Source organism: Alistipes sp. Marseille-P2263, assembly GCF_018101075.1.
GTDB lineage: Bacteria > Bacteroidota > Bacteroidia > Bacteroidales > Rikenellaceae > Alistipes > Alistipes dispar.
This window is the reverse complement of record NZ_JAGQEJ010000008.1, coordinates 92,806-118,224: the sequence shown is the minus strand read 5'-3', so window position 1 is coordinate 118,224 and position 25,419 is coordinate 92,806. Positions and strand designations below refer to the sequence as shown.

At 63.7% G+C, this 25,419-nt stretch carries 18 protein-coding genes and 1 tRNA gene; 5 read left to right on the top strand and 14 right to left on the bottom strand.

Annotated elements, in window-relative coordinates; all coding sequences use genetic code 11:
• Positions 1–8: 8 nt before the first annotated feature.
• Entirely contained in the window at positions 9–2,648 is a 2,640-nt protein-coding gene (locus KB554_RS10445; RefSeq protein ID WP_333844609.1) for a zinc-dependent metalloprotease, read from the bottom strand.
• 678 nt (positions 2,649–3,326) lie between these two features.
• A tRNA-Thr gene (locus KB554_RS10440) sits at positions 3,327–3,398 on the bottom strand.
• 119 nt (positions 3,399–3,517) lie between these two features.
• Here KB554_RS10440 and KB554_RS10435 point away from each other — a divergent pair.
• On the top strand, positions 3,518–4,948 hold the full coding sequence (locus KB554_RS10435; RefSeq protein WP_211035995.1) for a carbon starvation protein A: 1,431 nt from the start codon (positions 3,518–3,520) through the stop codon (positions 4,946–4,948).
• A complete protein-coding gene (locus tag KB554_RS10430) occupies positions 4,929–5,630 on the top strand; it encodes a tetratricopeptide repeat protein (RefSeq protein WP_211036045.1) in 702 nt (233 codons plus the stop codon). Before KB554_RS10435 ends, KB554_RS10430 begins: the two co-directional genes overlap by 20 nt.
• 86 nt (positions 5,631–5,716) lie before the next feature.
• Here the strand turns inward: KB554_RS10430 and KB554_RS10425 are convergent, their stop codons facing one another.
• Both KB554_RS10425 and murA read right to left on the bottom strand, forming a co-directional pair.
• Positions 5,717–6,301 carry a thymidine kinase gene (locus KB554_RS10425; protein WP_141428429.1) on the bottom strand — a complete coding sequence of 195 codons (585 nt, stop codon included), beginning with the start codon at positions 6,299–6,301 and terminating at the stop codon, positions 5,717–5,719.
• Positions 6,302–6,415: 114 nt separating this feature from the next.
• Positions 6,416–7,732, bottom strand: coding sequence for a UDP-N-acetylglucosamine 1-carboxyvinyltransferase (murA, locus tag KB554_RS10420; protein WP_141428430.1), 1,317 nt, complete (start codon positions 7,730–7,732; stop codon positions 6,416–6,418).
• Between the two features lie 179 nt (positions 7,733–7,911).
• Between murA and rpmH the strand changes: the two genes are divergently transcribed.
• Positions 7,912–8,073 (top strand): 50S ribosomal protein L34, encoded by a 162-nt coding sequence (rpmH, locus tag KB554_RS10415; RefSeq protein WP_010261331.1) that lies wholly within the window; start codon positions 7,912–7,914, stop codon positions 8,071–8,073.
• 58 nt (positions 8,074–8,131) lie between these two features.
• Complete coding sequence (locus KB554_RS10410; protein WP_242116336.1) at positions 8,132–8,674, top strand: GNAT family N-acetyltransferase; 543 nt, start codon at positions 8,132–8,134, stop codon at positions 8,672–8,674.
• 169 nt (positions 8,675–8,843) lie between these two features.
• Here the strand turns inward: KB554_RS10410 and KB554_RS10405 are convergent, their stop codons facing one another.
• The 10 genes from KB554_RS10405 to KB554_RS10360 all read right to left on the bottom strand — a co-directional run bounded on the left by KB554_RS10405 (position 8,844) and on the right by KB554_RS10360 (position 24,174).
• The gene (locus KB554_RS10405; protein ID WP_141428432.1) at positions 8,844–9,419 is read right to left on the bottom strand and encodes a DUF4924 family protein; all 576 of its coding nucleotides are present in this window, start codon (positions 9,417–9,419) and stop codon (positions 8,844–8,846) included.
• Between the two features lie 39 nt (positions 9,420–9,458).
• A complete protein-coding gene (locus tag KB554_RS10400) occupies positions 9,459–11,687 on the bottom strand; it encodes an inorganic phosphate transporter (RefSeq protein ID WP_211035993.1) in 2,229 nt (742 codons plus the stop codon).
• Between the two features lie 532 nt (positions 11,688–12,219).
• Positions 12,220–14,379: an elongation factor G gene (locus KB554_RS10395; protein WP_211035991.1), complete on the bottom strand. Its 2,160-nt coding sequence runs from the start codon at positions 14,377–14,379 to the stop codon at positions 12,220–12,222.
• 313 nt (positions 14,380–14,692) lie between these two features.
• Entirely contained in the window at positions 14,693–15,823 is a 1,131-nt protein-coding gene (locus tag KB554_RS10390; RefSeq protein ID WP_211035990.1) for a DUF418 domain-containing protein, read from the bottom strand.
• A gap of 66 nt (positions 15,824–15,889) precedes the next feature.
• Positions 15,890–17,281, bottom strand: coding sequence for an aminopeptidase P family protein (locus KB554_RS10385; protein ID WP_211035988.1), 1,392 nt, complete (start codon positions 17,279–17,281; stop codon positions 15,890–15,892).
• A gap of 172 nt (positions 17,282–17,453) precedes the next feature.
• Entirely contained in the window at positions 17,454–18,680 is a 1,227-nt protein-coding gene (locus tag KB554_RS10380) for an LD-carboxypeptidase (RefSeq protein ID WP_211035986.1), read from the bottom strand.
• Positions 18,677–20,053, bottom strand: a complete 1,377-nt coding sequence (locus KB554_RS10375; protein ID WP_141429975.1) for an MFS transporter — start codon at positions 20,051–20,053, stop codon at positions 18,677–18,679. The genes KB554_RS10380 and KB554_RS10375 overlap by 4 nt, the downstream gene beginning before the upstream one ends.
• A 611-nt stretch (positions 20,054–20,664) precedes the next feature.
• Positions 20,665–21,804 carry a DUF5009 domain-containing protein gene (locus tag KB554_RS10370; RefSeq protein WP_211035985.1) on the bottom strand — a complete coding sequence of 380 codons (1,140 nt, stop codon included), beginning with the start codon at positions 21,802–21,804 and terminating at the stop codon, positions 20,665–20,667.
• A gap of 3 nt (positions 21,805–21,807) precedes the next feature.
• Positions 21,808–23,073 (bottom strand): peptidase U32 family protein, encoded by a 1,266-nt coding sequence (locus tag KB554_RS10365; RefSeq protein ID WP_211035984.1) that lies wholly within the window; start codon positions 23,071–23,073, stop codon positions 21,808–21,810.
• A gap of 129 nt (positions 23,074–23,202) precedes the next feature.
• A complete protein-coding gene (locus KB554_RS10360) occupies positions 23,203–24,174 on the bottom strand; it encodes a polyprenyl synthetase family protein (RefSeq protein WP_211035983.1) in 972 nt (323 codons plus the stop codon).
• A 118-nt stretch (positions 24,175–24,292) separates the two neighbouring features.
• On the opposite strand from KB554_RS10360, the gene KB554_RS10355 reads away from it, so the two are divergent.
• Positions 24,293–25,297, top strand: coding sequence for an ROK family protein (locus KB554_RS10355; protein WP_211035982.1), 1,005 nt, complete (start codon positions 24,293–24,295; stop codon positions 25,295–25,297).
• The last annotated feature ends 122 nt before the right edge of the window (positions 25,298–25,419 follow it).

The window sequence follows — 25,419 nt, the reverse complement described above, 5'->3', positions numbered from 1 at the left end:
TCACGAGTTTAGTTTTGCGACGGATAGAGACTGCGCTCGATCACGTAGATCAGCGACTGGTAGTGCGCCTTCGTATCGCCCGTGGCGCCGTTCACGCGGCTGCGCAGCAGTTTGAGGATCCGGTCGTTCACGTGGTAGAACAGCGCGCGCGACTCGTCGATCGACCGCAGGTTGACGTTGTACTGCCAGCCGTAGCCGTCCGAGAGCATCTCGTCCTTCCACAGTTGCGAGGCCACGTAGCCCTTGCCGTTCGCCTCCTCGATCTCGCGCAGCGGGGCGAGGTAGCGCTCCACCAGCCCCGTGTCGTCCAGTCCCATGAGGGCGATCTCGTCCACCGAGGGGGCGTAGGCCTCCGCGATGCCGCCCAGCTTGATGCGCTTCGACTGGCTCGAGGCCACGTCGGTGGCCGTATCGACGAACATGCGCTGGATGAGCCGCTCGGCGGGCGTCGCCGGACGGCCCTTGATGGCGCTCTCCCAGACGATCCGGTAGAGGTCGTCCATGTACTCCTGCGGCGTGTAGGGGTTTTGGGCGATGTGCGACGAGAGGATCACGTTCTTGTAGCTGTTGAAGAAGGCGCGGCAGAAGTTGAAGCGCAGGATGAACGAGTAGTCCACGTGCAGCGGCATCTTGCCCGTCAGCGAGGGCTGCTCGAGCCATTCGGAGTGCTTCATCTGCTCGAGCACCCACCTGAGCGAGGCGCGCTGCTCCTCCTTGGGGATGGCGATCGCCTGCGGGCCGCCCGCCGTGTTGCTGTTCACGTCCGTCAGACGGATTCCGCCGACGTTGAGCATCGCGGCGTTCACGTAGCGGGCGAACTGTCCGGCGATGGCCTCGTAGAGCGCCGTGCGGTGCTTCATGTCGGGGTCTTCGGCGTCGGGGATCCACTCCTCCATGCGGGAGAGGATGTACTTGAGGTTGGCGATGCCGTAGTCGCCGGCCTTGAGGTGGTCGTCGCCGAGGTCCTCCTCCAGCGCCGTGGGGTCGTAGCGGGCGACGAGCTGCTGGCGGCCGTAGCGGTACATCGGGTCGCCCGCCTTCTCGTCGATCCAGCCGCGCAGGGTCTCCTCCTCGTCGAACAGATCCTTCTTGTCGGGCAGCGGACGGTAGGCGTATCCGATGGCGTAGTAGTCGTAGGGACCGAGGTCCGGCGGGGTGAGCTTCACGCCCTTGTCGCCGGGCTGGGCCACGTAGTTGAAGCGGGCGTAGTCCATGATCGAGGGCGTCGTGCCGTACCGCTGCGTGAAGGTCGCGCTGCGGAGCGAGTCCACGGGGAAGGCGTCCGATGCGGCCATGTTGTGCATCAGGCCGAGGCAGTGGCCGATCTCATGCGCCAGAATGTACTCGAGCGACTCCTGGAACACGTCGTCGGGCAACTCCTTGCCGCGCACGCGCTCGTCCACCTGCGAGGTCTGCACGAAGCGCCACGTGTTGGCCAGGCGCACCACGTCGTTGTAAACCAGCACCGAGGCGTTGATGATCTCTCCCGAGCGGGGATCGACCCACGAGGGGCCCATGGCGTTGGCCACGGCGGCCGGCACGTACCGGATGCAGGAGTATTTCAGGTTGTCGGGATCGAACTCGGGGTCGTCCGTCGGGAAGTCCTCGATGCGCATGACGTTCTTGAATCCGAGCTTCTCGAAGGCCTTGTTCCAGCGGAGCACGCCGCGGCGGATCGGCTCGCGCCACAATTCGGGGAAGGCGTCGTCGAGGTAGAAGACGATCGGCTTGACCGGTTCGACGAGCTCGCCGCGCTTCCATGCCTCCATGTCGGAGGGCTGCACGCTCCAGCGGTTGATGACCGAGAAATCCTCGATCTGATCCTTCTGGCCGTTGAACCGGGACATGCCGGTGAGGAAGATGCCGATGCGCGAATCCGCCACGCGGGGCTGCGCCGGCTTCTCGGGCAGCAGCAGGATCGTGCGCGTCACCTTCATGGTCATCGGCTCGTCCTTCTTGAGCTGGATGAGTCCCAGCAGGTCGGCCGAGACGGAGTAGGAAAGGTAGGACTTGACCGAGACGTTGTCCTCGAAGGCCTTGATCTGGTCGATGGCCGAACCTTCGCTCTTGAACTTGCCGGTGATGCTCACCATGCCGCTCGAACTCTCGATCGGGGCGAGGGGCTTGTTGTCGCCCGCGAAGAATTTGGTCATGTCCACCACGATGGCCGAGCTGTCGCGGTTGTAGCAGACGAACTTGTAGGAGTCGATGATCGGCGGCAGGGTGCTGCGGCCGATGGCCTTGAGCCGGGCCGAGTCGCGTGGGTCGCAGAAGGGCGGCACGACGGCCTCCGAGAGGTAGAGCGTCGTGTCGATACGCGTGAATTTCACGTGCATCGGGTCCTTGGGCTTGTAGCCGATGGTGCCCAGATTGATGTCGCTGGCCTCCGAAATGGTGGAGGCGATGAGCATCTCGCGGCCGATCGTCTCCAACGGAACTTCCGCGTAGAGCTTGCCCTTGAGCTTGTGCAGCGTCAGGAACGGACTGCGGGCCGTCTGGCACGACTTGTCATTGACGAACATTTTGGTGTATTTGTCCACTTTCGGCTTTTCGGCCTGTTCGGTCTTCGATTTTTTCTTCTTCGATTTCGATTTCGAAGCGGCCAGACCGGTTGCCGGAGCGATCAGCAGGGCTGCGGCCAACAACAAAACACGGGATTTGGAGAGAATTCGCATATAAAAATTTTTAAAGAATATTTCGCTTCATGTTATTATTCGTAACCGGTTTTTCGACCCGGAAATCCGACTGTAACGAAAAGTCCGTTTTTGCCTTATATTTTCGCATTTTGAACACCCGGTTTCTGGGAAAACCTATCGGGGCAAAGATATAAAAAATAGGACAAATGGTTCTCTCGGGGCGATTTTTTTATTCGGTGGAGTTTCGGATCGGTCGTTTCCGGCATCGGGTTTCGGCCGGTTTCCGTTCCGAAAAGTCGTACCGGCCACCGGCCGGCCGGATGCGGTTTTCAACTGTTCGGAAGGTTTTTCGATTTTTCCGGACTTTCGCGGAGCCGCCGGCCCCTTCCGTCCGGAACCGCCGGCTTTCGGGTGACACGGCGTCCGTTTCGTTCCGCCGGCCGCATTTCGGTTCGGGAGACCGGGTTTCGGATTGCCGGGATGCCTTCCGGCTCGTCCTGGCGTTTTTTTCGGTTTTCGGGAGTCGTTCCGGTCTGTTCCGGGACCGGTCCGGATTGCCGGGGCGGCGTTCCGGCCTGTTTGGGGCTTCCGGCCTGTTCCCGGGACGCTGCGGTTGCGGCCGCCTTCCGAAGATTCCGGACCTCCCTGTACGTAAAAAGGCCGCCGGACATGTCCGGCGGCCTTTTTACGAGCCGAATCCGAGATTTGAACTCGGGACCCCTTCATTACGAGTGAAGTGCTCTACCGCTGAGCTAATTCGGCCTGCGGGGAATTTCCTTCCCGTTTGGGACTGCAAATATCTGAAAAAAATTCTTTTCCCGCAAAAATTTTGAGAAAAATCTCGCATTTCTTGCTATATTCGCGCTAAATCTGACCCGGAAATGGTAACCTTTCTGCTTTGTCTGGCCCTGCTCGTCGCGGCCTATTTCACTTACGGACGCTACCTGGAGCGGCTCGCGGGGGCCGATGCGCGGTCCGAAACGCCCTGCCGGCGGCTCTACGACGGCGTGGATTACGTACCGCTGCCGCGCTGGCGGATCTTCCTGATCCAACTGCTCAACATCGCCGGCACGGGACCGATCTTCGGGGCCATTCTGGGAGCCTGCTTCGGTCCGGTGGCCTTTCTGTGGATCACTTTCGGCGGAATCTTCATGGGGGCCATGCACGATTACCTGTCGGGCATGATGCTCGTGCGCAACGACGGGCTGAGCATTCCCGAGGTCGTCGGGCGTTATCTGGGCGGCGGGATGCGGCAGTTCATGCGCGTCTTCTCGGTATTGCTGCTGGTGCTCGTGGGGGCGGTATTCCTGCTCAGTCCCGCGCAACTGCTGGCCAACATCGTGCCGGCCGTTTCCTGCCCTGCGTGGGTGTGGATCATCCTGGCCTACTATTTCGTCGCCACGCTGCTGCCCATCGACAAGATCATCGGCAAGGTCTATCCCGTCTTCGGCGTGGCGCTGGTCGCCATGGCTCTGGGACTTCTCGGGGCGTTGCTTTTCGGCGGTTACCGCATTCCCGAGATGACCACCTTCGCCAATTTCCAGCTCGACGCCTCGTCCGTGCCGATCGTTCCGACGCTCTTCATCACCATCGCCTGCGGCGCGATTTCGGGCTTCCACGCCACGCAGTCGCCGCTCATGGCCCGCTGCGTGGGCAACGAACGCGAATGCCGGTCGGTCTTCTACGGGGCGATGATCTCCGAGTCGGTCATCGCGCTGATCTGGGCCGCCGTGGCGATGGCCTTTTTCGGCGGCGCGGGCGGGCTTTCGGAGGCCCTCGGCGAGCACGGCAACAGCGCTGCCTGGGCCGTGGATACGATTTCGAACGGCACGCTGGGCGTCGTGGGCGGCATCCTGGCCCTGCTGGGCGTCGTCGCGGCCCCGATCACCTCGGGCGACACGGCGTTTCGCTCGGCCCGCCTCATTATCGCCGACATGCTGCATATCGACCAGCGGAGCAAGCTGAAGCGGTTTTATATATGTATCCCTCTTTTCGCCGTGGGATACGGCATCACGCTGGTCGATTTCGACGTCGTGTGGCGCTATTTCGCCTGGACGAACCAGACGCTGGCGACCATCGTGCTGTGGGCCGTCGTGGTCTATATGGTCCGGCGGCGGTCCAACCGCTGGGTGGCGCTGCTTCCGGCGGTCTTCATGACTTTCGTCTGCGCTTCGTTCGTCTTCGTGTCGGGGCAGTTCTTCGGCATGGAAAACCGCACGGCGGCCTATCTGCTGGGCGGTGCGGCGACGCTGGCGGTCCTTGTTCTCATGCTTTTCAAACTGCGACGCGATGATGCGCAAAGCCTCTCTTAACCCTACGGCCGACCAGACCTTCGAGGTGGTCGGCGAAGGCCCGTACGATTTCGCCCGGGTGCTGGACCGTGCCCGGAAGATGCAGGAGGCGGGCGATGTCGAAGGAGCCTGCAACGAACGTTTCCGGGCCTTCCAGCGCCTCGCGGAGCTGATTCCCGACGACGAGGAGGTGAACCTCGAATGGACGCACCGCAATTCGCGGGCGGCGCTGGAGCTGGTCCGTGCCTCGGCCATCGACCACTTCCTGATAAACGATTTCGAAATGTCCGCCGCGCTGCTCGAGCTCCTGCTGGAACTGGACCCCGAGGACCATCTGGAGGGGAGCGAGCTGCTGGCGTTCGACTACCTGGCCATGGACGAACAGGAGCTGTTCGACGAGGTTATCAACGACGTGTCGGACAAATGCGCCAGCCGGGAGCTGTTGCTGCTCTGGTCGGCCTACCGCCGCGACGGCCGGTTGCCCGAGGGGGAGCTGAAGCGATTCCGGACCCGTTTCGCGCCCTACTTCGCGGAGTTCACGGCCGCGGAGCATCCGGCCGACGAGACCTACCTGCGGGACATCGAGAGCGAACGCCCTTCGCAGGCGGCGCAGGCCCGGGAGCTGTGGTTGCAGACCGAGAACCTCTGGACGCTCTGGCCCGGATTCGTCGAGGCGTTGCAGCGCAGCCGCGACGGGGCGTGACCCCTCTCCGCCGGCCGCCCGAACGGGAAAACGCCCCTGCCGCAAACCGTAGCGGCAGGGGCGGTGCGTTTTCCGGGTGGGGCGGGTCACCGTTCCGGTTCCTGCTTCCGGCGCATCAGCTCCCGGAAACAGTGGCGGCAGATCGGTTCGTAGGTGTCCTGCGCGCCGAGCATCACCTGCTTCTCGTCGCTGGTGAGGCGGTGCGAGTGGTGCGCGAGGTTGCCGCAGCGGACGCAGATGGCGTGCACCTTCGTGACGTATTCGGCCGTGGCCATCAGCGCCGGCATCGGGCCGAACGGCCGGCCCGTGTAGTCCATGTCCAGCCCCGCGACGATCACGCGCACGCCGCTGTCGGCCAGTTGCCGGCAGACGTCCACGATGCTGTCGTCGAAGAACTGGGCTTCGTCGATTCCCACCACGTCCACGTCCGAGGCCATGAGCAGAATGTTCTGCGGCGACTCGACCGGGGTGGAGCGGATGGCGTTCGCGTCGTGCGAGACGACCTCTTCTTCGGAGTAGCGCACGTCGATGCGGGGTTTGAATATCTCGACCCGCTGATGGGCGAATTGCGCCCGTTTGAGGCGGCGTATCAGCTCTTCGGTCTTACCCGAGAACATCGAGCCGCAGACAACTTCGATCCAGCCCTTGCGGCTGGCGTTTTCCAGAAACATAGTGTGGTAATGAGTATTGCTGAATGGTCGTCGTTTGGGGGACGGTCCGCTTCCCGACATGCGGATTCCCGTGCCGGATCGCTCCGCGGCACGGGAATCCGCCGGAAAACGGGGTCACAGGCACTCTTCGAGCCGTTCGATCCGGGCTCCGAGGGCGTTCAGTCGTCCGTCTATGTCCTTGTATCCGCGGTCGATCTGGTCGATGTTCTGGATCGTCGAGACTCCTTCGGCCGACATGGCGGCGATCAGCAGCGCCACGCCCGCGCGGATGTCGGGCGATGTCATGCGCGTCGCGCGGAGCTGCAACCGGTGGTCGTGGCCGATGACCGTCGCGCGGTGCGGGTCGCAGAGGATGATCTGCGCCCCCATGTCGATCAGCTTATCGACGAAGAAGAGGCGGCTTTCGAACATTTTCTGGTGGATCAGCACCGCGCCTTTGGCCTGCGTGGCCACCACCAGGAAGATCGACAGCAGGTCGGGCGTGAGCCCCGGCCACGGGGCGTCGGCGATGGTCATGATCGAACCGTCGAGGAACGTCTCGATGCTGTAGTGGTCCTGCTGGGGAATGTGGATGTCGTCGCCGCGCTGTTCGAAGCGGATGCCCATGCGGGCGAACTGCGCGGGAATGATGCCCAGGTTTTCGTACGACACGTTGCGGATGGTCAGCTCCGAGCGGTTCATGGCGGCCATGCCGATGAAGCTGCCCACCTCGATCATGTCGGGCAGCAGCGCGTGTTCCGTGCCGCCGAGCGCCTCGACGCCCTCGATGGTCAGCAGGTTCGAGGCGATGCCCGAGATCTTCGCTCCCATGCGGTTGAGCATGCGGCACAACTGCTGGATGTAGGGTTCGCACGCGGCGTTGTAGATCGTCGTGAAACCCTTGGCCAGCACGGCCGCCATGATGATGTTGGCCGTACCCGTCACCGAGGCCTCGTCGAGCAGCATGTACGTTCCCCGCAGCTCGCGCCCCTCGACCATGAAGAATTCGTCGGCGACGTCGAAGTTGAACTTCGCCCCGAGTTTTCGGAAGCCGAGGAAGTGGGTGTCGAGGCGTCGCCTGCCGATCTTGTCCCCGCCCGGTTTGGGGATGTATCCCACGCCGAAGCGGGCCAGCATCGGGCCGATGAGCATGACCGAACCCCGCAGGCGGGCGCAGCGGCGGCGGTAGTCGTCCGTGCGGAGGTAGTCGAAGTCGATCTCCCGGGCGCGGAACGAATAGGCGTCGTCCGAGAGCCGTTCGACCTCCACGCCCATCGCGCGCAGCAGCTCGATGAGCTGCATGACGTCGAGTATCTGGGGAACGTTGCGCACGGTGACCCGTTCGGAGGTCAGCAGCGTGGCGCAAAGGATCTGGAGCGCCTCGTTCTTGGCGCCCTGGGGGGTGATGGACCCGTGGAGGCGGTGGCCTCCTTCGACTTTGAACACTGCCATATGTTTCGCGTTTTTCGCCTGCGCGGGAATGCCGCCTGCTTGACAAAGTTAGCAAGATTTCATGCTTTTCCCGGGGATTTTGAAATATTTTCGTGAAAAATTTTTGCGGAACGTTTTTTTGTTGTACTTTTGCAATCCGTAAAAATGTCTGAAACTATATAAATTATACAGCTATGGCAATGAAGAGAACTTACCAGCCTTCGCGTCGCAAGCGTATCAACAAGCACGGTTTCCGCGCTCGTATGGCTACGGCGAACGGCCGCAAGGTGCTGGCAGCCCGTCGTGCGAAGGGCCGCAAGAAGCTGACCGTATCGGACGAGTCCACGTTCAAGTACGCTTGATTTCTTGCAGGAAAAGAGACATAGGTCGGCCCCGGGCCGGCCTTTTTCCGTTTAGCCTGTGCTTACCGTTCGCCGCATCGACGAAGAAGGGATTCCGGCGATCCGCCGGATCGCCGCCGTCGCGTTTCCCGCGACCTACCGTGACCTGCTGAGTCCCGGGCAGCTCGACTACATGATGGAGTGGATGTACTCCGAGGAGAGTCTGCGCGGGCAGTTCCGGGCGGGGCACGTGTGGTTTGTCGTTTCGGCCGACGGGGAGCCGTGCGGCTACGTCTCGGTCGAACGGCAGGGCGGGCGGCTCTTCCACCTGCATAAGATTTATGTTTTGCCCCGTTTTCAGGGTGTCGGGGCGGGGGCGCTGCTTTTCCGGAGCGCCGTGGCGTATGTCCGTTCGGTGTGTCCGGAACCCTGCCGGATGGAGCTGAACGTGAACCGGCATAACCGGGCGCTGCATTTCTACGAACGGATGGGAATGCGCAAACTCCGCGAGGGGGATTTCCCCATCGGCGGCGGTTACTGGATGAACGACTATATCATGGGGTTGGAGATCGCCGGGACGGACACGGACGACTGCCCCGGAGCGGACGGACAACGACGCTGAGGACGGCCTTGTCCGGACCTGCCCGACTTCCGTCCCGCCGTTTTCCGGCAGCGGGCTTTTCCGGCGGCATTCCGTTTTCTTTTCTCTTTGTCCGCTTCGTGGCCCTCTTTCTGTTGTTTCGGGTCTCTCTCTTCGGGTTCCTCTCTTCCTGTCCGCTTCGTGGCGCTCTCTATCGGTTTTTCTCCTCTTTCCCGTCTTTGAACAGGTCGATCTCTCCGGTCTCGGCCTTGCGGTGCATCTCGGCCAGTTCGGCGACGACGGGAGAGATGTACTCGATCGTATCGCTGACGGCCGATTTGCCGCCCTCTCCCTTGATGCGGTAGAGCATCGCCGCGTAGAGGGCCCGGAAGCAGAGTTCCGTGTCGCTGATACCGGGATTGCCCAGCACGGCGCGCAGCCGCGGCAGCTCGGGTTCGAGCCGCGCGTAGGTCCGGCGGTAGTGTTCGCCCGCGGGGAGTTTGAGCAGTTGCAGATGCAGGTCGTGCAGGTCGCGGATCAGATGGAGCGTGTGTTCCAGATGGCCCTTCTCCTCCTTGCCCTCCTGCCGGAGCAGGTTGGCGAGGTCCAGATACCAGAGCAGGAAGACGTGCTTCTGCTCCTCGGCGATGTCCCTGCGCGGGGCGACGAGCGTCGAGAAGATCGCCTCGGGGCTGAATTGCAGCGCCCGCAGCAGGTCTTCCAGTTGCCAGAGGTAGAGTATGTATTCGGCGATATTTTCCCGCCGTTTGGCTTTCGCTATGTCCATTTCATCGGAATTTGTATGGGTTGCGGCCCGCCCCTTCCGCTATTTGATCCAGTTTTTCGGCTCGTTGCGGTGGCGGAGGAAGTATTGCTGCGACTTGAGCAGGTTGCGCGACTGGAGCACCATGTTCTTCGTCTCGTTGAGTATCGTCAGATAGAGCATCGACGCCTTGGTGTTCGACCGCGCCTCGTTGATGCGCGTCAGCTCCGACTTGATGGCTTCGGCGATCGACTCGAAGAGCTGGTCGCGCAGCGTCAGCACCGTCTCGATCTCCGAGAAGTCGCCCTCGCGCAGCATCTGGTTGATGCGGCGGTAGATCGTCTCCACGTCGTCGTTGATCGACATGAGGTCGCGCGTCTGCTCCATCGAAAGGCCCTCGTGGTTGTTGTCGATGTGCTCGAACGCCGGGCGCGTGATGTGCATCAGCGCCTTGGTCATCTCGTTGAGGTAGTCCACCACCTGCACGTAGTAGTGGGCCGTATTGACGTCGCCGCCCTGCAGCTTGCGGAGCGTCGGCAGCAGCGTGTATTTCCGTTCGCGCGACTGGTAGAATAGGTCGTTCGACTCCTTGACCATGTCGCGCAGCACCTTGCGGTTCTCCTTGAAGACGGCGATCAGCGTGCGGTCGTAGATGCGCGTGGCGTTCTCCATCGTGCTGCACACCTCGTCGCGCAGTCCGGCGATGATGTCTTCGTTGGTTTCGGCGCGCCGGGTCGTCGCGGCCGCCTCCTTGTTCTTCTTCAGGAAGTTGCTGTGGACGATCATGTATCCGCAGAGGAGCGTGATGAGGACGAAGGCCGGGATGCCGCCGTAGATGAGCGCCAGTCCGACGACGAAGGCGATCAGGAAGCCGCCGAGCGCCGTGACGAACCAGCCTGCCACGACGGTCATGACGCCCGAGATGCGGTAAACGGCGCTTTCGCGGCCCCAGGCCCGGTCGGCCAGCGACGAGCCCATCGCCACCATGAAGCTGACGTAGGTGGTCGAGAGCGGGAGCTTGAGCGATGTGGCCAGCGCGATGAGCAGCGCCGAGGTCGTGAGGTTCACCGTGGCGCGGATCATGTCGTAGGGGGCGCCGCTGTGCTCGATGTCCTCGTATTCGAACCGTTTGGCGATCGCCGTGCGCAGCCGTCGGGGGATGACCCGTTCGACTCCGGCGTTGATGTTGAGCGCGGCGCGGACGATCGTGCGCGAAAAGAACGACGAGCCGTACTGCTGTTCGGACCCTTCGTCGCTCTGCGTCGAGAGCGACAGCTCGGTGGCCGAGACGTGCATCGACTTTTTCGAGGTCCACAGCGTCGCGATCATCACGCCGCCGGCGGCCAGCAGGACGAGGAAGTTGGCCGGGACGTTCTCGTTGAGGGCGCCCATGAGCATCGAGGCGTCGCCCGTGCGGTGGGCGATCGAATAGGCGTCGAAGCCGGCGACGGGTACGCCGATGAAGTTCACCAGGTCGTTGCCGGCGAAGGCCAGCGCCAGGGCGAAGGTTCCCGAGAGGATCGTGATGCGCAGGATGTTGATCCGGAAGCGCTGGATCACGTAGAGCAGAACCGAACAGGCCGTCCAGCAGATCAGTACGGCGGCGGCCAGATGCCGGTCCACCGTCTGGATGAAGTCGTGGCCCGCGAGCACGGTCTTGAGCCCCTTGAAGACGGCGAAGTAGATGATCGCCGTGAGCGAGGCGCCGCACCAGATGGCCCCGTAGCGGCTGAAGAGCGCCGTGTAGCGGAACGAGAAGATCACGCGCGAGATGTACATGACGACCGTGCCGCAGGTGAAGGCGATGACCACCGACAGCAGGATGGCCGACACGATGCCCATGGCGCGCGAGGTGTTGATGTACTGCCCGAGCGAGGAGACGCCCTGCGCGGGGTCTCCGGCGATCTTGTAGATCGACACGGCGATGGCCGAACCCAGCAGGCAGAAGATGAGCGACACGGTGGTCGAGGTCGGCAGCCCCCACGAGTTGTAGAGGTCCAGCAGGATGATGTTGGCGAACATGACCCCCAGGTAGAGCATCATCACTTCGTGGAAGGTGAAGAGTCCCGGGTCGAACATGCCGTTGCGGGCGACCTCCATCATACCGCTCGAGGTGATGACGCCGATGAGGATGCCCGCGGTGGCGACCAGCAGGATGACGCGCATCGAAGCGGCCTTGGAGCCGATGGCCGAGTTGAGAAAGTTTACCGCGTCGTTGGTGACGCCGACGAAGAGACCGGATATGGCGAGAATTCCCAGAATGCCGACAATGACGGTGTAGATTTCGCTCATGCTTGGGTTCGTGCAAATTGTGAACAAATTTACAGAGAAAAAGCCGATGAAACCGTTTCGTATTCGATTGTTAACGTTAATTTAACGTTGCGGCGCACCGAAGCGGCGTTCCGGACGTTTTGCCGCCGGGCGGAGCGAAAAAAGAACAGCGGCAGGTCGCAACAGTTTCCCGCCCCCTGAAGAATTCGAAGTGGGTGCGAAAAACTTCCTGCCGCTGTGTATGTGCGGGCGATTCCTTGCTGCCCGTGATTGAGGAGAGGTACGGCCGTATTCCGGAGCCGGAGGACGCCGTCCTTTGTCCGGAATGACGGAAGCGGATGTTTCGATCGTTGCGTCGGCAAGCCGGTCGCTTCCGTGTGAACTGAAAAACAAAAGTAACAAAAAGTTCGGATAATACAAATTTCGTTCCCGGCGAGCGGAGAAAACCGCGCGTTCCGGTGTTCGGCCGCAAGCCGGGCCGGCGCCGGACGGAAAAGCGCCGCAACGGGCATCGGCCCGCTGCGGCGCTTGCGGAGACAGGGAGCGCGGGGCGTTACTCTTCGTCCGTGTCGGTGTAGGCTTTCAGCAGTTTCTCCTGCACGTCGGCGGGAACCTGCTCGTAGGAGGCGAACCGCATCGTGTAGGTGGCCGATCCCGACGTGAGCGACGAGAGCGTGGTCGAATAGCGGTAGAGCTCGGCCAGCGGCACGAGGGCGTTCAGCCGGTCGAATCCCTTGTCCGACTCCATGCCGGCGATCATCGCGCGGCGGTTCTGCAGGTCGGACATCACGGCGCCCATGTAGTCCGACGGCACGAGGACCTCGACGTTGTAGATCGGCTCCATGATCTTGGGCCCGGCGTTGCGGAAGGCCTCCTTGAAGGCGTTGCGCGCCGCCAGCTTGAACGAAATCTCGTTCGAATCCACCGGGTGCATCTTGCCGTCGTAGATCACCACGCGGATGTCGCGGGCGTAGGAGCCCGTCAGCGGGCCTTCGTCCATCTTCTCCATGATGCCCTTGAGGATGGCGGGCATGAAGCGCGCGTCGATGGCGCCGCCCACGATCGCCGAGTAGAACTGCAACTTGCCGCCCCACGGCAGGTCGTACTCCTCCTTGGTCTTGACGTTTACCACCATGTCGCCCTTGCCGGGGACCTTGTAGCTCTTCGGTTCGGGAATCCCCTCGTAGTAGGGTTCGATGATCATGTGCACCTCGCCGAACTGTCCCGCGCCGCCCGACTGCTTCTTGTGGCGGTAGTCGGCCTGCGCGACCTTCGTGATGGTCTCGCGGTAGGGAATCCGCGGGGCGATGTATTCGAACTGGAGCTTGCCGTTTTCGGAGAGGATGCGCGACCGGAGGATGTTGAGGTGGTGTTCGCCCTGGCCCTGGACGATGGTCTGCTTGAGCTCCTTGGAGTACTCCACCAGAATCGTCGGGTCCTCGAACTTGGCGTCGTTGAGCAGCTTGCCCAGCTTCTCCTCGTCGCCCTGCTCCTTGCACTTGACGGCGGCGCGGTAGCGCGGTTCGGGGAAGACGATGGGTTCGATCGTGACGGGCGCCGCCGCGGCCGCGAGGGTGTCGTTCGTGCGCGTGCCCTTGAGTTTGACGGTGCAGCCGATGTCGCCGGCCGAGAGCTCCGTGACCTTGATGCGGTTCTTGCCCGCCACGGCGAAGAGCTGCGAGAGCTTCTCCTTGTTGCCCGTGCGGGTGTTCACCAGCTCCGTGCCTTCGGCGATCCGGCCGCGGACGACGCGGAAGTAGGTGATCTCGCCGATGTGCTGTTCGATCTGGCTCTTGAAGACGAACGCCGCGGCGGGTGCCGTCTCGTCGGCCGCGATCTCCTCGCCTTCGGTCGAGAGGAACGCCGGGGCCTTCAGCGGACCGGGAGCCACGTTGATGATGAATTCCATGAGGCGTTTGGTTCCGATGTCGTATTTGCCGCTGGTGCAGAACACGGGCATCACCTCGCGTTTCGAGACGCCGATCTTCAGCCCCGCGCGGATGTCGTCCTGCGTGAGGGTCCCCTTGTCGAAATAGAGCTCCATGAGCGCCTCGTCGTGCTCGGCGGCCATCTCCACCAGCTCCTTGTTCAGCATCTGGGCCTTCTCCAGCTCCCCGGCGGGAATCTCCAGCTCCTCGCGGTGGCCGTCGTGGTCCTTGAAGCGGTACATCTTCATCATCAGGACGTCGATGAACGAGTCGAAGCCCGGGCCCTGATTGACCGGATACTGCACCAGGACGGGCTTCACGCGCGAGGCGGCCCTGATCGACTCGAAAGCCGCCTCGAACGAGGCCTTGTCGGCGTCGAGCTGGTTGATTACGCCGATGACGGGTTTCTTGAGCAGCCGGGCGTAGCGGGCCTGGATTTCGCTGCCCACCTCCCAGCCGTTCTGGGCGTTGAAGAGGAAAACCCCCACGTCGCCGACCTTGAAGGCCGAGAAGAGGCTGCCGCAGAAGTCGTCCGACCCCGGGCAGTCGATGATGTTCAGCTTGCGGTCCATGAATTCCGTGAAGAGGATCGTGGAGTAGATCGAGCGTTTGTATTCGTGCTCGATGTCCGTGTTGTCCGAGAGCGTGTTGTTCGTCTCGATACTACCCCTGCGGTCGATGACCTTCCCCTCGTAGGCCATCGCTTCGGCAAGGGTAGTCTTTCCCGTGCCGGGCGCGCCGATGAGTACGATGTTCTTGATCTCTTTTGCTGAATAGTTTTTCATATTCCGACTATGTTTTAAGGTTGATTTCCGGTTAGCCGACTATAAATATACGAAAAAATCGGAACAAACAAGTCCGCCGCCGCTTTTTTGTGGCTTTCGGGCGGGTAATTTGTCTGTTTTCGGGGATGACGGGAGCGCTCTCCGTATGCGGTGCGGGGGATTCGCCCGGCCCGGCGCTTCCGGTCTCCGTACCGGGCCGGCCGGGCTTTCCGTTCCGGCGGGGTCCGCCGCGGCATGGTGTCTGCCGCGGGGCGGAAAGCGACGGGACCGCCTGATCAGGCGATCCCGTCGCAGCGTGTGTTCCGTGTGGCCGTCAGAGCCACGTCAGCTTTTTCCAGAGCCATTCGACCGGACCGTGGGAGAAGCGCCGCAGCCAGAGGCGCGAGAACTGGTATTGCACGACGACGAGACCCGTGCCGATCAGCAGCGCGTAAACGATCCCCACCTCGCGGTAGAGCCCCAGCCCCCAGTTGTAGAAGACGGCGGTTCCCAGCACCGATTGCAGCAGGTAGTTCGTCAGGCTCATGCGTCCGATGGCCGAGATGGGCCCCACGGCGCGGCGGAAGGCGCCGAATCCGTACCAGAGCAGCACGACGGAGGCGACGAGCGCCATCGTCTGCGCGAGGTTGTACCATGCGGAGGTCATCACCCGCAGGGGCGATCCCTCCCCGCCGAAGTCGGCCGCCAGGGCGACGGCCGCGAGCAGGCTTCCCGCGAGGATGCCGCCCCAGACGCGGCGGTTGCCCGGTTCGTCGTAGAAGAGCCGGCGGCGGCCCAGCAGCATGCCGAGCAGGAACATGGCCAGCGTCTGCGTGATGCGGCCGTTGTTGAGATACCAGGCGAGGGTCATCGGCTGCCCGTAGCGGAGGCTCGCCCGGAGCGTATCGCCCAGCGTGCCCTCCGTGAAGGCGGGCAGGGCGGCGTCGCCCCAGACGTCCGCATCGACGTAGAGCGGGCGTGCGGCGGCGATCTGGAAGAGTTCGAGCGGCTGGAGCGCCAGTATGCCGAAAAGCGCCCACAGCCACCGCGTCGGGAGCTTTCCGAGCCACGGCAGCAGGACGCCCAGCAGGGCGTAGAGCACGAGTACGTCGCCGTTGTAGAAGGCCGTATTGACGAGGCCGATGCCCAGCAGGAGCACCATGCGCCAGGTGAAGCGCCCCGTGAAGCTACGTCCCCGCTGGGCCTGGTTGTCGCTCTGCACGTAGAAGCTCAGGCCGAACAGCAGGGCGAAGATCGTGTACATCTTGCCCGCCAGCAGCCACCACATGAATCCTGCGACGGGTTCCTCCAGTCCTTCGACGAGTGCGCGCCGGTACGGCAGCCCCGCCCAGTAGAGGTTGAAGTGCTCGCAGGCGTGGATGAGGATGATGCCCGCGACGGCGATGCCCCGCAGGGCATCCGCCACGCGGATACGGGTGTTGGGAAGTCCTGTTGTGCGGTACATGGTTCGGGCGGAGTGTGCGCGGAGACGCCCGGCGAGGGTTCCGGCCTCTCTCTTTGCGGCGGTCCGTTACTTGCCGACGACGGCTTCGAGTTCCTCGGCCGTGACGGGTATCTTCCTGTCGCCCAGCATCCGGCTGCCCTCCTCCGTGACGAGAATGTCGTCCTCGATGCGGATGCCGCCGAAGTCGCGGTAGGCCTCCAGCGCGTCGTAATCGACGATGCCCTTGTACAGCCCTTCGGCGCGGCACTTGTCGATGAGCGCCGGGATGAAGTAGAGGCCCGGTTCGTCGGTCAGCACCGTGCCCGGCTCGATGCGCCATGCCGCGCGGTAGATGCAGGTGGCCGAGCGGGCGGCGCGTTCGGCGATCGAGGCGAAGTCGAACGACCGTTCGCCCATCGCCTCGCAGTCGTGTACGTCCATGCCCAGCCCGTGTCCCAGCCCGTGAGGCATGAGCATCGTCATGGCGCCCGACGCCACGGCGTCCGCGGCGGTGCCCCGGAGCAGTCCGAGGCCGATCAGCCCCTCGGCCAGCGTGAGGTAGGCGGCGTTGTGGATTTCGGTGTACATCATGTGCGGCTTGACGATGCGGGCCACGTGGTCGTGGGCCGCCAGCACGATGTTGTAGACGTCCTTCTGCTTCTGGGTGAAGCGTCCGCTGACGGGATAGGTGCGCGTGTGGTCCGAGCAGTAGTTGTTCACCGTCTCGCCTCCGGCGTCGCACAGCAGCAGGCGTCCCTCCTCGAGCGTGCCGTCGCAGTGGAGGTTGTGCAGCGTCTCGCCGTGCTGCGTCACGATCGACGGGAACGAAAGTCCCGCGCCGTAGGATTTGGCGATGCCCTCGATGGTGCCGGCGATTTCGCGTTCGACGACGCCCGGACGGCACATCTTCATCGCCAGCGTGTGCATGCGGTAGCCGATCTCGAAGGCGCGTTCCATCTCCTCGATCTCCTCGGCGCTTTTCTTCTCGCGCATCTCGGCCACGGCGAACATCAGTTCCACCGACTTGTAGTCGTGCAGCAGGGCGGGGTTGATTCCCAGCAGCGCCGAGAGCCGGAGCTTCGTCTCGCCCCGGTAGGGCGGCAGGTAGTGGATGCGGCGGCCCTGTGCGATCGCCTTGCGCAGCCGCGCTTCGAGCGCCGCCGTCGGGAAGGTCTCCGCGACGCCGACCCCGGCGCCCAGTTCGCGCAGGGTGGGCTGCGGACCGGTCCAGATGATGTCCTCCACCGTGAAGTCGTCGCCGTAGAGCGCCTCCTCGCCCGTGTCGGCGTCGATCACGCCGACCAGCGCGGGGATGTTCAGCCCGAAGTAGTAGAGGAACGACGAGTCCTGCCGGAAGTAGTAGGCGTTGTTGGGGTAGTTGTTCGGGGCCAGCCCGTTGCCCGGGAGCAGGACGATGCCCTGTCCGATCTTCGTGCGCAGCTCGCTGCGGCGCGCGGTATAGGTTTTTGCAGAGAACATAAGATTTGCTGTTTTCCACAAAAATAGGCAAAAATCCCCGAATCTGTTCCGCCGGAGCGTATTTTTCGTGCGGCTGCGCGCTCCGTGCGTCCGGACTGCCGGCTTTTCCGGGATTCGGCGGCCCGGGCGTTCTCCGCGGTCCCTTCCGTCGGCCGGTACGGTTTCCGCGGCGTCAGAACTCCACGCAGCCCCCTCCGTCGTCCACCGTGACGGTCACCTCGCGCCCCAGGTAGAGCGACAGGTTCGGCTCGTCGTGTCCGGCCGGGAAGCCGAAGAGCACGGGGATTCCGAGCTCCTGCGTGTAGTCCGAAATGATCCGGCAGGCGTCGGCGACGCCGAATTTCTTCTCGCCCATCATGTCGGTCAGGTGTCCCACGACGACCGCCCGGAGGTTGCGGAGCTTTCCGCTGCGGGCGAGGCTCTGCATCATCCGGTCGATGCGGTAAACGAACTCGCCGACCTCCTCGATGAAGAGCACCGTCGGCGAATCGGTGAGCAGCTCCTCGGGAGTTCCCGTCGCCGCGCAGATCACCGCGAGATTCCCGCCCGCGAGGCGTCCCGTCGCCCGTCCGGGGCGGTTGAGCGGATGCGGCGGCGTGTCGATGCGCCGCGTGAGGCCGAAGAGGGCTTCGCGGAGCGATTCGGCCGAGGGGTCCTCCGTCCCTTCGTCGAAGAGGAATCCCGCGGGCATCTGCCCGTGGATGCTCTCGATGCGGAGCCTCCGGAGGACGAGGTGCAGCGTGGTGATGTCGCTGAACCCCGCGAGCCATTTGGGGTGCTCGCGCAGCCTCCGGAGGTCGAGGTGCGGCAGCAGGCGCACCGAGCCGTATCCGCCGCGGAAGGCGATGACCGCCTTCACCGACGGATCGTCGAGCATCCGTTGCAGGTCGGCGGCCCGTTCGGCGTCGGTCCCGGCGAAGTAGGGCTGGCTGCGGTCGGCGTAGTGCGTGCCGAAGAGCACGTGCAGACCCCACGACTCGAGGCGTTCGCGCACCTTCGCCGTGTCGGCTCGGGCCGCGATGCGTCCGGAGGGGGAGACGACGGCTATGGTGTCGCCTTCGCGGAGATAGGGCGGACGGAGGTAGGCCGCGGTGTCGGCCGGGGCGGGGGCGTTCGCTGTGCCGGCCGCGGCCGTTCCGGCGGCGGGTTTTGTGTCCGGGACATCGGCCGGGGCGGGGTTCGTTCCGGCCGCGGACTCTGTGTCCGGCGTGTTTGCCGAAGCGGCTTTTCCGTCCGGCAGGCACTCTTCCGGGGTGCGGGCTGCCGGGCGGAGACTGTCGGCCGGGATCCGGGCGGTTGCGGCCGTGTCGGTGCGGTCCGCGACCGTTCCGGCGGCGCAGGGGCGGAAGGCGGCGGGAAGGCCGGCGAAGAGTGCGGCGAGCAGGAGGGTTCGTATCATTGTTTTCCGGGGTGGCGTTTGCGGCGGGTGAGCCCTTCGGGCAGCGGGAGCGAGAGGCGTGCGAGGCTTACGACGGCTCCCGTGAGAGCCAGTCCGGCGGAGAGCAGCAGTGCCGTATGGGTGCTGTCGTCGGGTACGATATGGAACAGGAACGCCATCAGGGCGGCTCCCGTGGTCTGTCCCAGGAGGCGGGCCGTGGCGAGCATTCCGCTGGCCGAGCCGCTTCGCTCGGGAGGCGCCGAGGCGATCAGGATGCTGTTGTTGGGCGACTGGAACAGCCCGAATCCCGCACCGCACAACACGAGCCGCCACACGATTTCGAAGTCTGTGGGGTGTTCGGGCAGGAAAGCCAGCAGGAGCAGCCCCGCGGCCATCGCCGCGAGGCCCGTTCCGCCGAGCAGGCCGGCGTGGACCCGTTCGACGAGCAGCCCGGCCACGGGGGCCACGACCATGATGACCGCGGGCCAGGCCGTGAGCAGCAGGCCGGTGGCCACGTCGTCGTAGCCGCAGGCGTGTTGCAGGTAGAAGGGCAGCGCCACCATGGCGAGCATCTGTGCGAGGAACGAGCAGATCGACGTCAGCACCGAGACCGAGAAGATCGGGATGCGCAGCAGGTCGAACGGCAGGATCGGGTACGGCTCGCGTAGCTGGCGGCGGATGAATACGAAGCCGACGGGGACCAGCACCGCCGCGCCGAGCGCGACGATCCGCGGATCGAGTCCGTGCGAGAATCCCTCGACCGAGGCCATCAGCAGTCCGAACACGAGGGCGTTCATCGCGGCGTCGCGCCAGTCGAAGCGGCGGTCGCGCACCCGGACCGGATTGGCGGGCAGGAAGCGCCGGCTCAGCGCGAGGGCGACGAGCCCCACGGGGATATTGACGGCGAAGAGCCACGGCCATTCGGCCGCCGAGAGGACGCCGGCGGCCAGCGTCGGACCCGCCACGGAGGAGACGGCCACCACCGTGGCGTTGATGCCCATGCCGCGCCCGAGGCGGTTGCGGGGGTAGATGATGCGGATGAGGGTGGTATTGACCGACGTCACGGCCGCCGCGCCGAATCCCTGCAGGACGCGTCCCGCCACGAGGGTTCCGAGCGACTGCGAGAGGGCGCAGCCCACCGACGCCGCGGTGAAGAGGGCCAGGCCGCCGATGTAGATCTTGCGGTAGCCGACCAGGTCGCCCAGCGCCGAGAAGGAGAGCAGCGAGACCACGATCGCCAGCTGGTAGGCATTGACGACCCAGATCGAGTCGGCCGAGGAGATGCCGAGGGCACGGGAGATCGTCGGCAGGGCCACGTTGGCGATCGTCGAGTCGATCACCGAGAGCGAGACGCCGAACGCCACGGCCAGAATGGCCCAGATGCGGCGGGGCATCGGAATCCCGTCTGCCGGCGGGGCTATGTGCTGCGGAGGGGTCATGGCGGCGCAAAGATACGAAAAAAACGAAAACCCGGGTTCTCCGGGCTTTCGCCACACAACTATCCGGGGCTTCCGCGACCGCGGCCGGTAAGATAACCGCCGCCGGGGTTCCCCTGCTTGAACTTTTTATTTTAAATGGTTGTGGTTCATAGGTTTGTATCGTATGCACCCCGGTCTTCCCGCACTCCTCCCGCGTAAACGGGCGGCGCGATCCGCACCGGCGGCGAAAAACTGCCGTCCGCCTCGGAGAACCGGCGCCTCGCGGCGATATGCACGGCGAAAGCGGCGGCGGGCAGCGGAAGAATCGGGATGCGGATGACGCATTCGGTTTCCATAGTGAAAGCGTTCGTTTCGGGTTCGGCGTTGCAAATATACACAATGAAATCCGAAAAACAAATAAATTTTATTGTTTTTCGATAAATTATTTTCGAAAGGCGGTCGCAGACGTCTCCGGGCATGAAAAAGCGCGCCGTGCGGCGCGCTTTTCGAATCGGAACGGTCCCCGATCCGGCCCCGTGCATCTCCCGGAAGGGGCGGCGCGGGGCGGAAATCCGCCCGCCGCAGCGTCACACCTTGAGGTAGATCCTCTGCCGGTCGAGGAACCAGAGCAGCAGCCAGCAGCAGGCGATGTAGCCGATGCCGAGCACGACCGCGCCCGCCTCGGGCGGGAGTTTGGAGGCCGCGCCCCCGAAGAAGAATTTCGAGGTGTAGCCGAAATTGACGATCATCTGCCCGAGGTAAATCGTGATCGAATTGACGCCGATCACCTTGAAGAAGAAGGTCCAGCGGCGCCATTGCCTTACGTCTATCATATAGTAGAACAGCGCGAACATGCCGAGCGAGTAGGCCCCGGCGGCGCAGACGAACGATCCGTTCCAGAGGCTTTTGTTGATCGGCTGCCACATGTTCCAGAGCAGTGCGGCGGCGAGCAGCGCGGCGGCTCCGCAGGCCATGCCGAGCGCCTTGCGGCCGCCGGTGAGGCGTTTGTCGCTCCGGCGGACGAACTCCCCGGTGAACATGCCCAGCATGGCCGTCACGACGGCCGGGAAGGTGCTCAGGATGCCTTCCGGATCGAAACCGTCGAGATAGAGGTGCGAGGGCATGATCCGGCGGTCGATATAGCCCGCGATATTGCCTTCGAGGGTGAGCGTGCCGGCTCCGGGGGCGTCGGGCGCGCCGACGAAGTGCAGCACGAGGCTGTATGCGGCGAGAATGCCGGCCGCGAGGACGATGCGCGTGCGGAGGCCGAAGCGCATGTAGAGCAGCGCGGCGAACATCCACGCCAGTCCGATGCGTCCCAGCACGCTCGGCAGCCGCAGCGTGGCGAAGTCGAGCCGGAAAAGTCCGTTATAGACCAGTCCCAGCAGGACGAGCGTTAGGCCGCGGCGGACGATCTTCGCGAGGATGGCCCTCTCGCTCGTTCCCTTCGAACGCTGTTTGGCCAGCGAGAAGGGGAACGAAATGCCCGCGATGAAGAGGAACAGTGGGAAGATCGTGTCGTGGTGGAAGAATCCGTCCCATTCGGCGTGGCCCATCTGCGCGATGAGCCAGTCGGAGAAGCCGCCCGGCCAGAGACGGCAGAGCGAAACGACGAGGGCGGCGAAGCCCATGATGAAGAACATGTCGAAGCCCCGGAGCGTGTCGAGCGACAGCAGCCGTTGCGGGGCGGCGGTTTGCGGGGGCCGGTCGGTTTGAGGTCGGTTCATGCGTTATTCGGATTGGTTTGCCTGCGAATCGGTATCGACGAATTTGTAGAGCCGGTCGCCGCGGCGGACCGGTCCCGGAGTGCGGATGGCGCAGAGCCGCCCCTGCGAGACCTCCTGCGCCGGCGTGCCGTCGGGACCGTGCAGTTCCTCGAGCCGCTGTTCGGCCATGCCCGTCGTCGCTCCGAGGAAGAAGAGCTCCTCGCCGACGGCGAGCGGCGCCGCCTCGACGAGCACTTCGGCCACGGAGAGTTTTTTGTAGAAATTCGTCACTTTCCCTACATAGACCTTGCGGCGCGTGGCCGAGGAGCCGTAGGCCGGGCTGTGTTCCGCGACGGGGCGTCCGGCGTAGTAGCCTTCCCAGAAGCCGCGGTTGAATACCGTCCGCAGCCGCTCCTTCAGCTCCGCGGCCAGGCGGGGCGTGTAGCTTCCCGCCTCGATGGCGCGCAGCGCCTCGTCGTAGCACTCCACGACGCGCTTGACGTACTCCGCGCCGCGGGCGCGTCCCTCGATCTTCAGCACCCGGACGCCCGCCGCGAGCATGCGGTCGAGGAAGTCGATCGTGCAGAGGTCCTTGGGCGAGAGGACATAGCGTCCGTCCACGTCCAGCTCGGCGCCGGTCTCCTTGTCGCGCACGGTGTACTTCCGGCGGCACAACTGGCGGCAGGCGCCGCGGTTGGCCGAGCAGCCCGTTTCGTAGAGCGAGAGGTAGCATTTGCCCGAGATCGACATGCAGAGCGCGCCGTGGGCGAACATTTCGATCTCGACCAGTTCGCCGCGCGGTCCGCGGATGTCGTTCTCCACGATGCGGCGGCGGATTTCGGCCACCTGCTCGAGCGACAGCTCGCGGGCCAGCACCACCGTGTCGGCCCATTGGGCGTAGAACTTCACCGCCTCGGAGTTCGAAATGTTGCACTGGGTCGAGATGTGCACCTCCTGTCCGATGCGCCGGGCGTAGAGGATCGCCGCCATGTCCGAGGCGATGACGGCGTCCACGCCCTCGGCCCTGGCCCGGTCGATCACCTCGTGGACCGTTGCGATCTCCTCCTCATAGACGACGGTGTTCACCGTCAGGTAGGCCTTCACCCCCGCGGCATGGGCCGTGGCGACGATCCGCGCCAGGTCGTCGAGCGAGAAGTTGGCCGCCGAAGCCGAACGCATGTTGAGTTTCCCCACGCCGAAATAGACGGCGTCGGCTCCGGCCTGAATGGCTGCGGCGAGCGATTCGTACGACCCCACGGGGGCCATGATCTCTATGTCGGAACGTTTCAATTTTTCGGATTGTTTTTCGGTTGTCCGGCCTCTTCGGGCCGTATTTTCGCCCGGTTTCCCGGCCGGCTTCGGCCCCGGGCCGTTTCTGCCGGGAGCCGCCGTGCGTTTTGTCCGGACCGCTTCTTCCGGTTATTTCTTCCGGTCCACCAGGCTTTCGGCGTATTCGCGCATCCGCAGCGTGCGCGCGGGGTCCACCGAGAGGGAGCCGAGGACCGCCAGCGCGCGGTCGAAGCGCAGCGAAATCTGCTGTTCGGTGAGGTGGCGCACGTCCAGCCGGTCGTAGATCCGCTTCACGGCGGCGATCTTCTCCGCGTTCGTGAGCCGCTCGTCGCGGTAGGTCCGGCGGAGCACTTCGCGCGTGGACTCGTCGGCGCGGCTCATCGCCGTCACCATCAGGTAGGTCTTCTTGCCTTCGAGGATGTCGCCGCCGATGGCCTTGCCCAGCTCCTCGTCGCCGTAGCTGTCCAGCAGGTCGTCCTGCAACTGGAAGGCCAGCCCCAGTTCGAGGGCGAAGCGGCGCAGTTTGCGGCAGTCCTCCTCCGAGGCGCCGCCCAGCATCGCGCCGATGGCCACGGCGCCGGACAGCAGCGCCGAAGTCTTCAGCTCGATCATGTGCATGTAATCGACGACCGAAACTTTGGATTTCAGTTCGAAATCCATATCGTACTGCTGGCCCTCGCACACCTCGAGCGCCATTTCGTTGAACGTGGCGAGTATCTGCGGCAGCAGGCGCGGCGGCACGCCGCTCAGCAGCCGGTAGGAGCTGATCATCATGGCGTCGCCCGAGAGGATCGCCACGTTCTGCCCCCACCGGGCGAAGACCGACGGCTTGCCCCGCCGCACGGCGGCGTTGTCCATGATGTCGTCGTGCAGGAGCGTGAAATTGTGGAACATCTCGACGGCCGCCGCCGCGGGAAGCGCTTGCAGCGCATCGTCGGAGAAGATGCCGCACGAGAGCATGACGAGCATCGGCCGCAGCCGTTTGCCGCCTCCGGAGAGCGAATAGCCGATCGGCGCGTACAGCAGTTCGGGTTCGGCCGGGAGTTCGGTTTGTGCCAGGTAATTCTCGATCACCGAGAGAAGTTGCTCGTTGGTTTGCATGGTTTACTGGATGCGTTTTGAATCTGAATCAGTCCCAAAAGTAGGAAAAAAGTTTGGAGTGGCCGAATTTTCCACTAACTTTGGCCTTACATTTTTAACTTTTAACCTGAAACCTGCTATGAAAAAACTCGCTATCGGCGTGGATATCGGCGGTATCAACACCGCCTTCGGTCTTGTGGATGAAAACGGCGACCTCTATGCCGAATCGGTCATTTCGACCAAGAAATATCCGTATGTGGACGATTATCCGGCCTATGTGCGGGACCTGTGCGACGCCATGCATGCCATGGCCAAGAGCCTTTCGTTCGATTACGAACTGACGGGCATCGGCATCGGCGCGCCCAACGCCAACTACCACAAGGGAACGGTCGAGACGCCCGCCAACCTGTGGAAATTCCGGGACGGAGACCCCAATCCCGACGAGAGCCGCCGCATCTTCCCGCTGGCGAGCGACATTTCGAACTGTTTCGGCGGCGTGAAGACGCTCATCACGAACGACGCCAATGCGGCGACGATCGGCGAGATGATCTACGGTAACGCCAAGGGCATGAAGGATTTCATCATGATTACGCTCGGCACGGGGCTCGGTTCGGGTTTCGTGGCCAACGGCGAGATGATCTACGGCGACGACGGCTTCGCCGGCGAGTTCGGCCACATCATCGTCGAACGCAACGGCCGCGAGTGCGGCTGCGGCCGCCGGGGGTGTCTGGAGGCTTACGTCTCGGCGACGGGCATCAAGCGCACGGCTTTCGAGCTGATGGCCAAAATGACCGCTCCGAGCAAGCTGCGCAGCATCGCCTACGACGATTTCGATGCTTCGATGGTTTCGGCCGCCGCCGAGCAGGGCGATCCCGTCGCGCTCGAGGCGTTCCGTTTCACGGGCGAGATGCTGGGCCGGGCGCTGGCCGACGTGGTGACGGTCACCTCTCCGGAGGCGATCTTCCTCTTCGGCGGGTTGTCGAAGGCCGGCAAGCTGCTCTTCGAGCCTACGCAGTGGTATATGGAGGAGAACATGCTCTTCGTCTTCAAGAACAAGGTGAAGCTGCTCCCGAGCGGCATTCAGGGCAAGAACGCCGCCATCCTCGGCGCCTCGGCGCTGATCTGGCAGGAGGCTTCGAGATAAAGTCTTTCCGGCGGAGTTTTCCCCGGAAGCGAGGGGCGGGACGCGGGTTCCGCCCCTTTTTCACGGGTTGCCATGAAGAATCCCGGCCCACTTGTTATGGACCGGGATTCTTTTCGTGTATT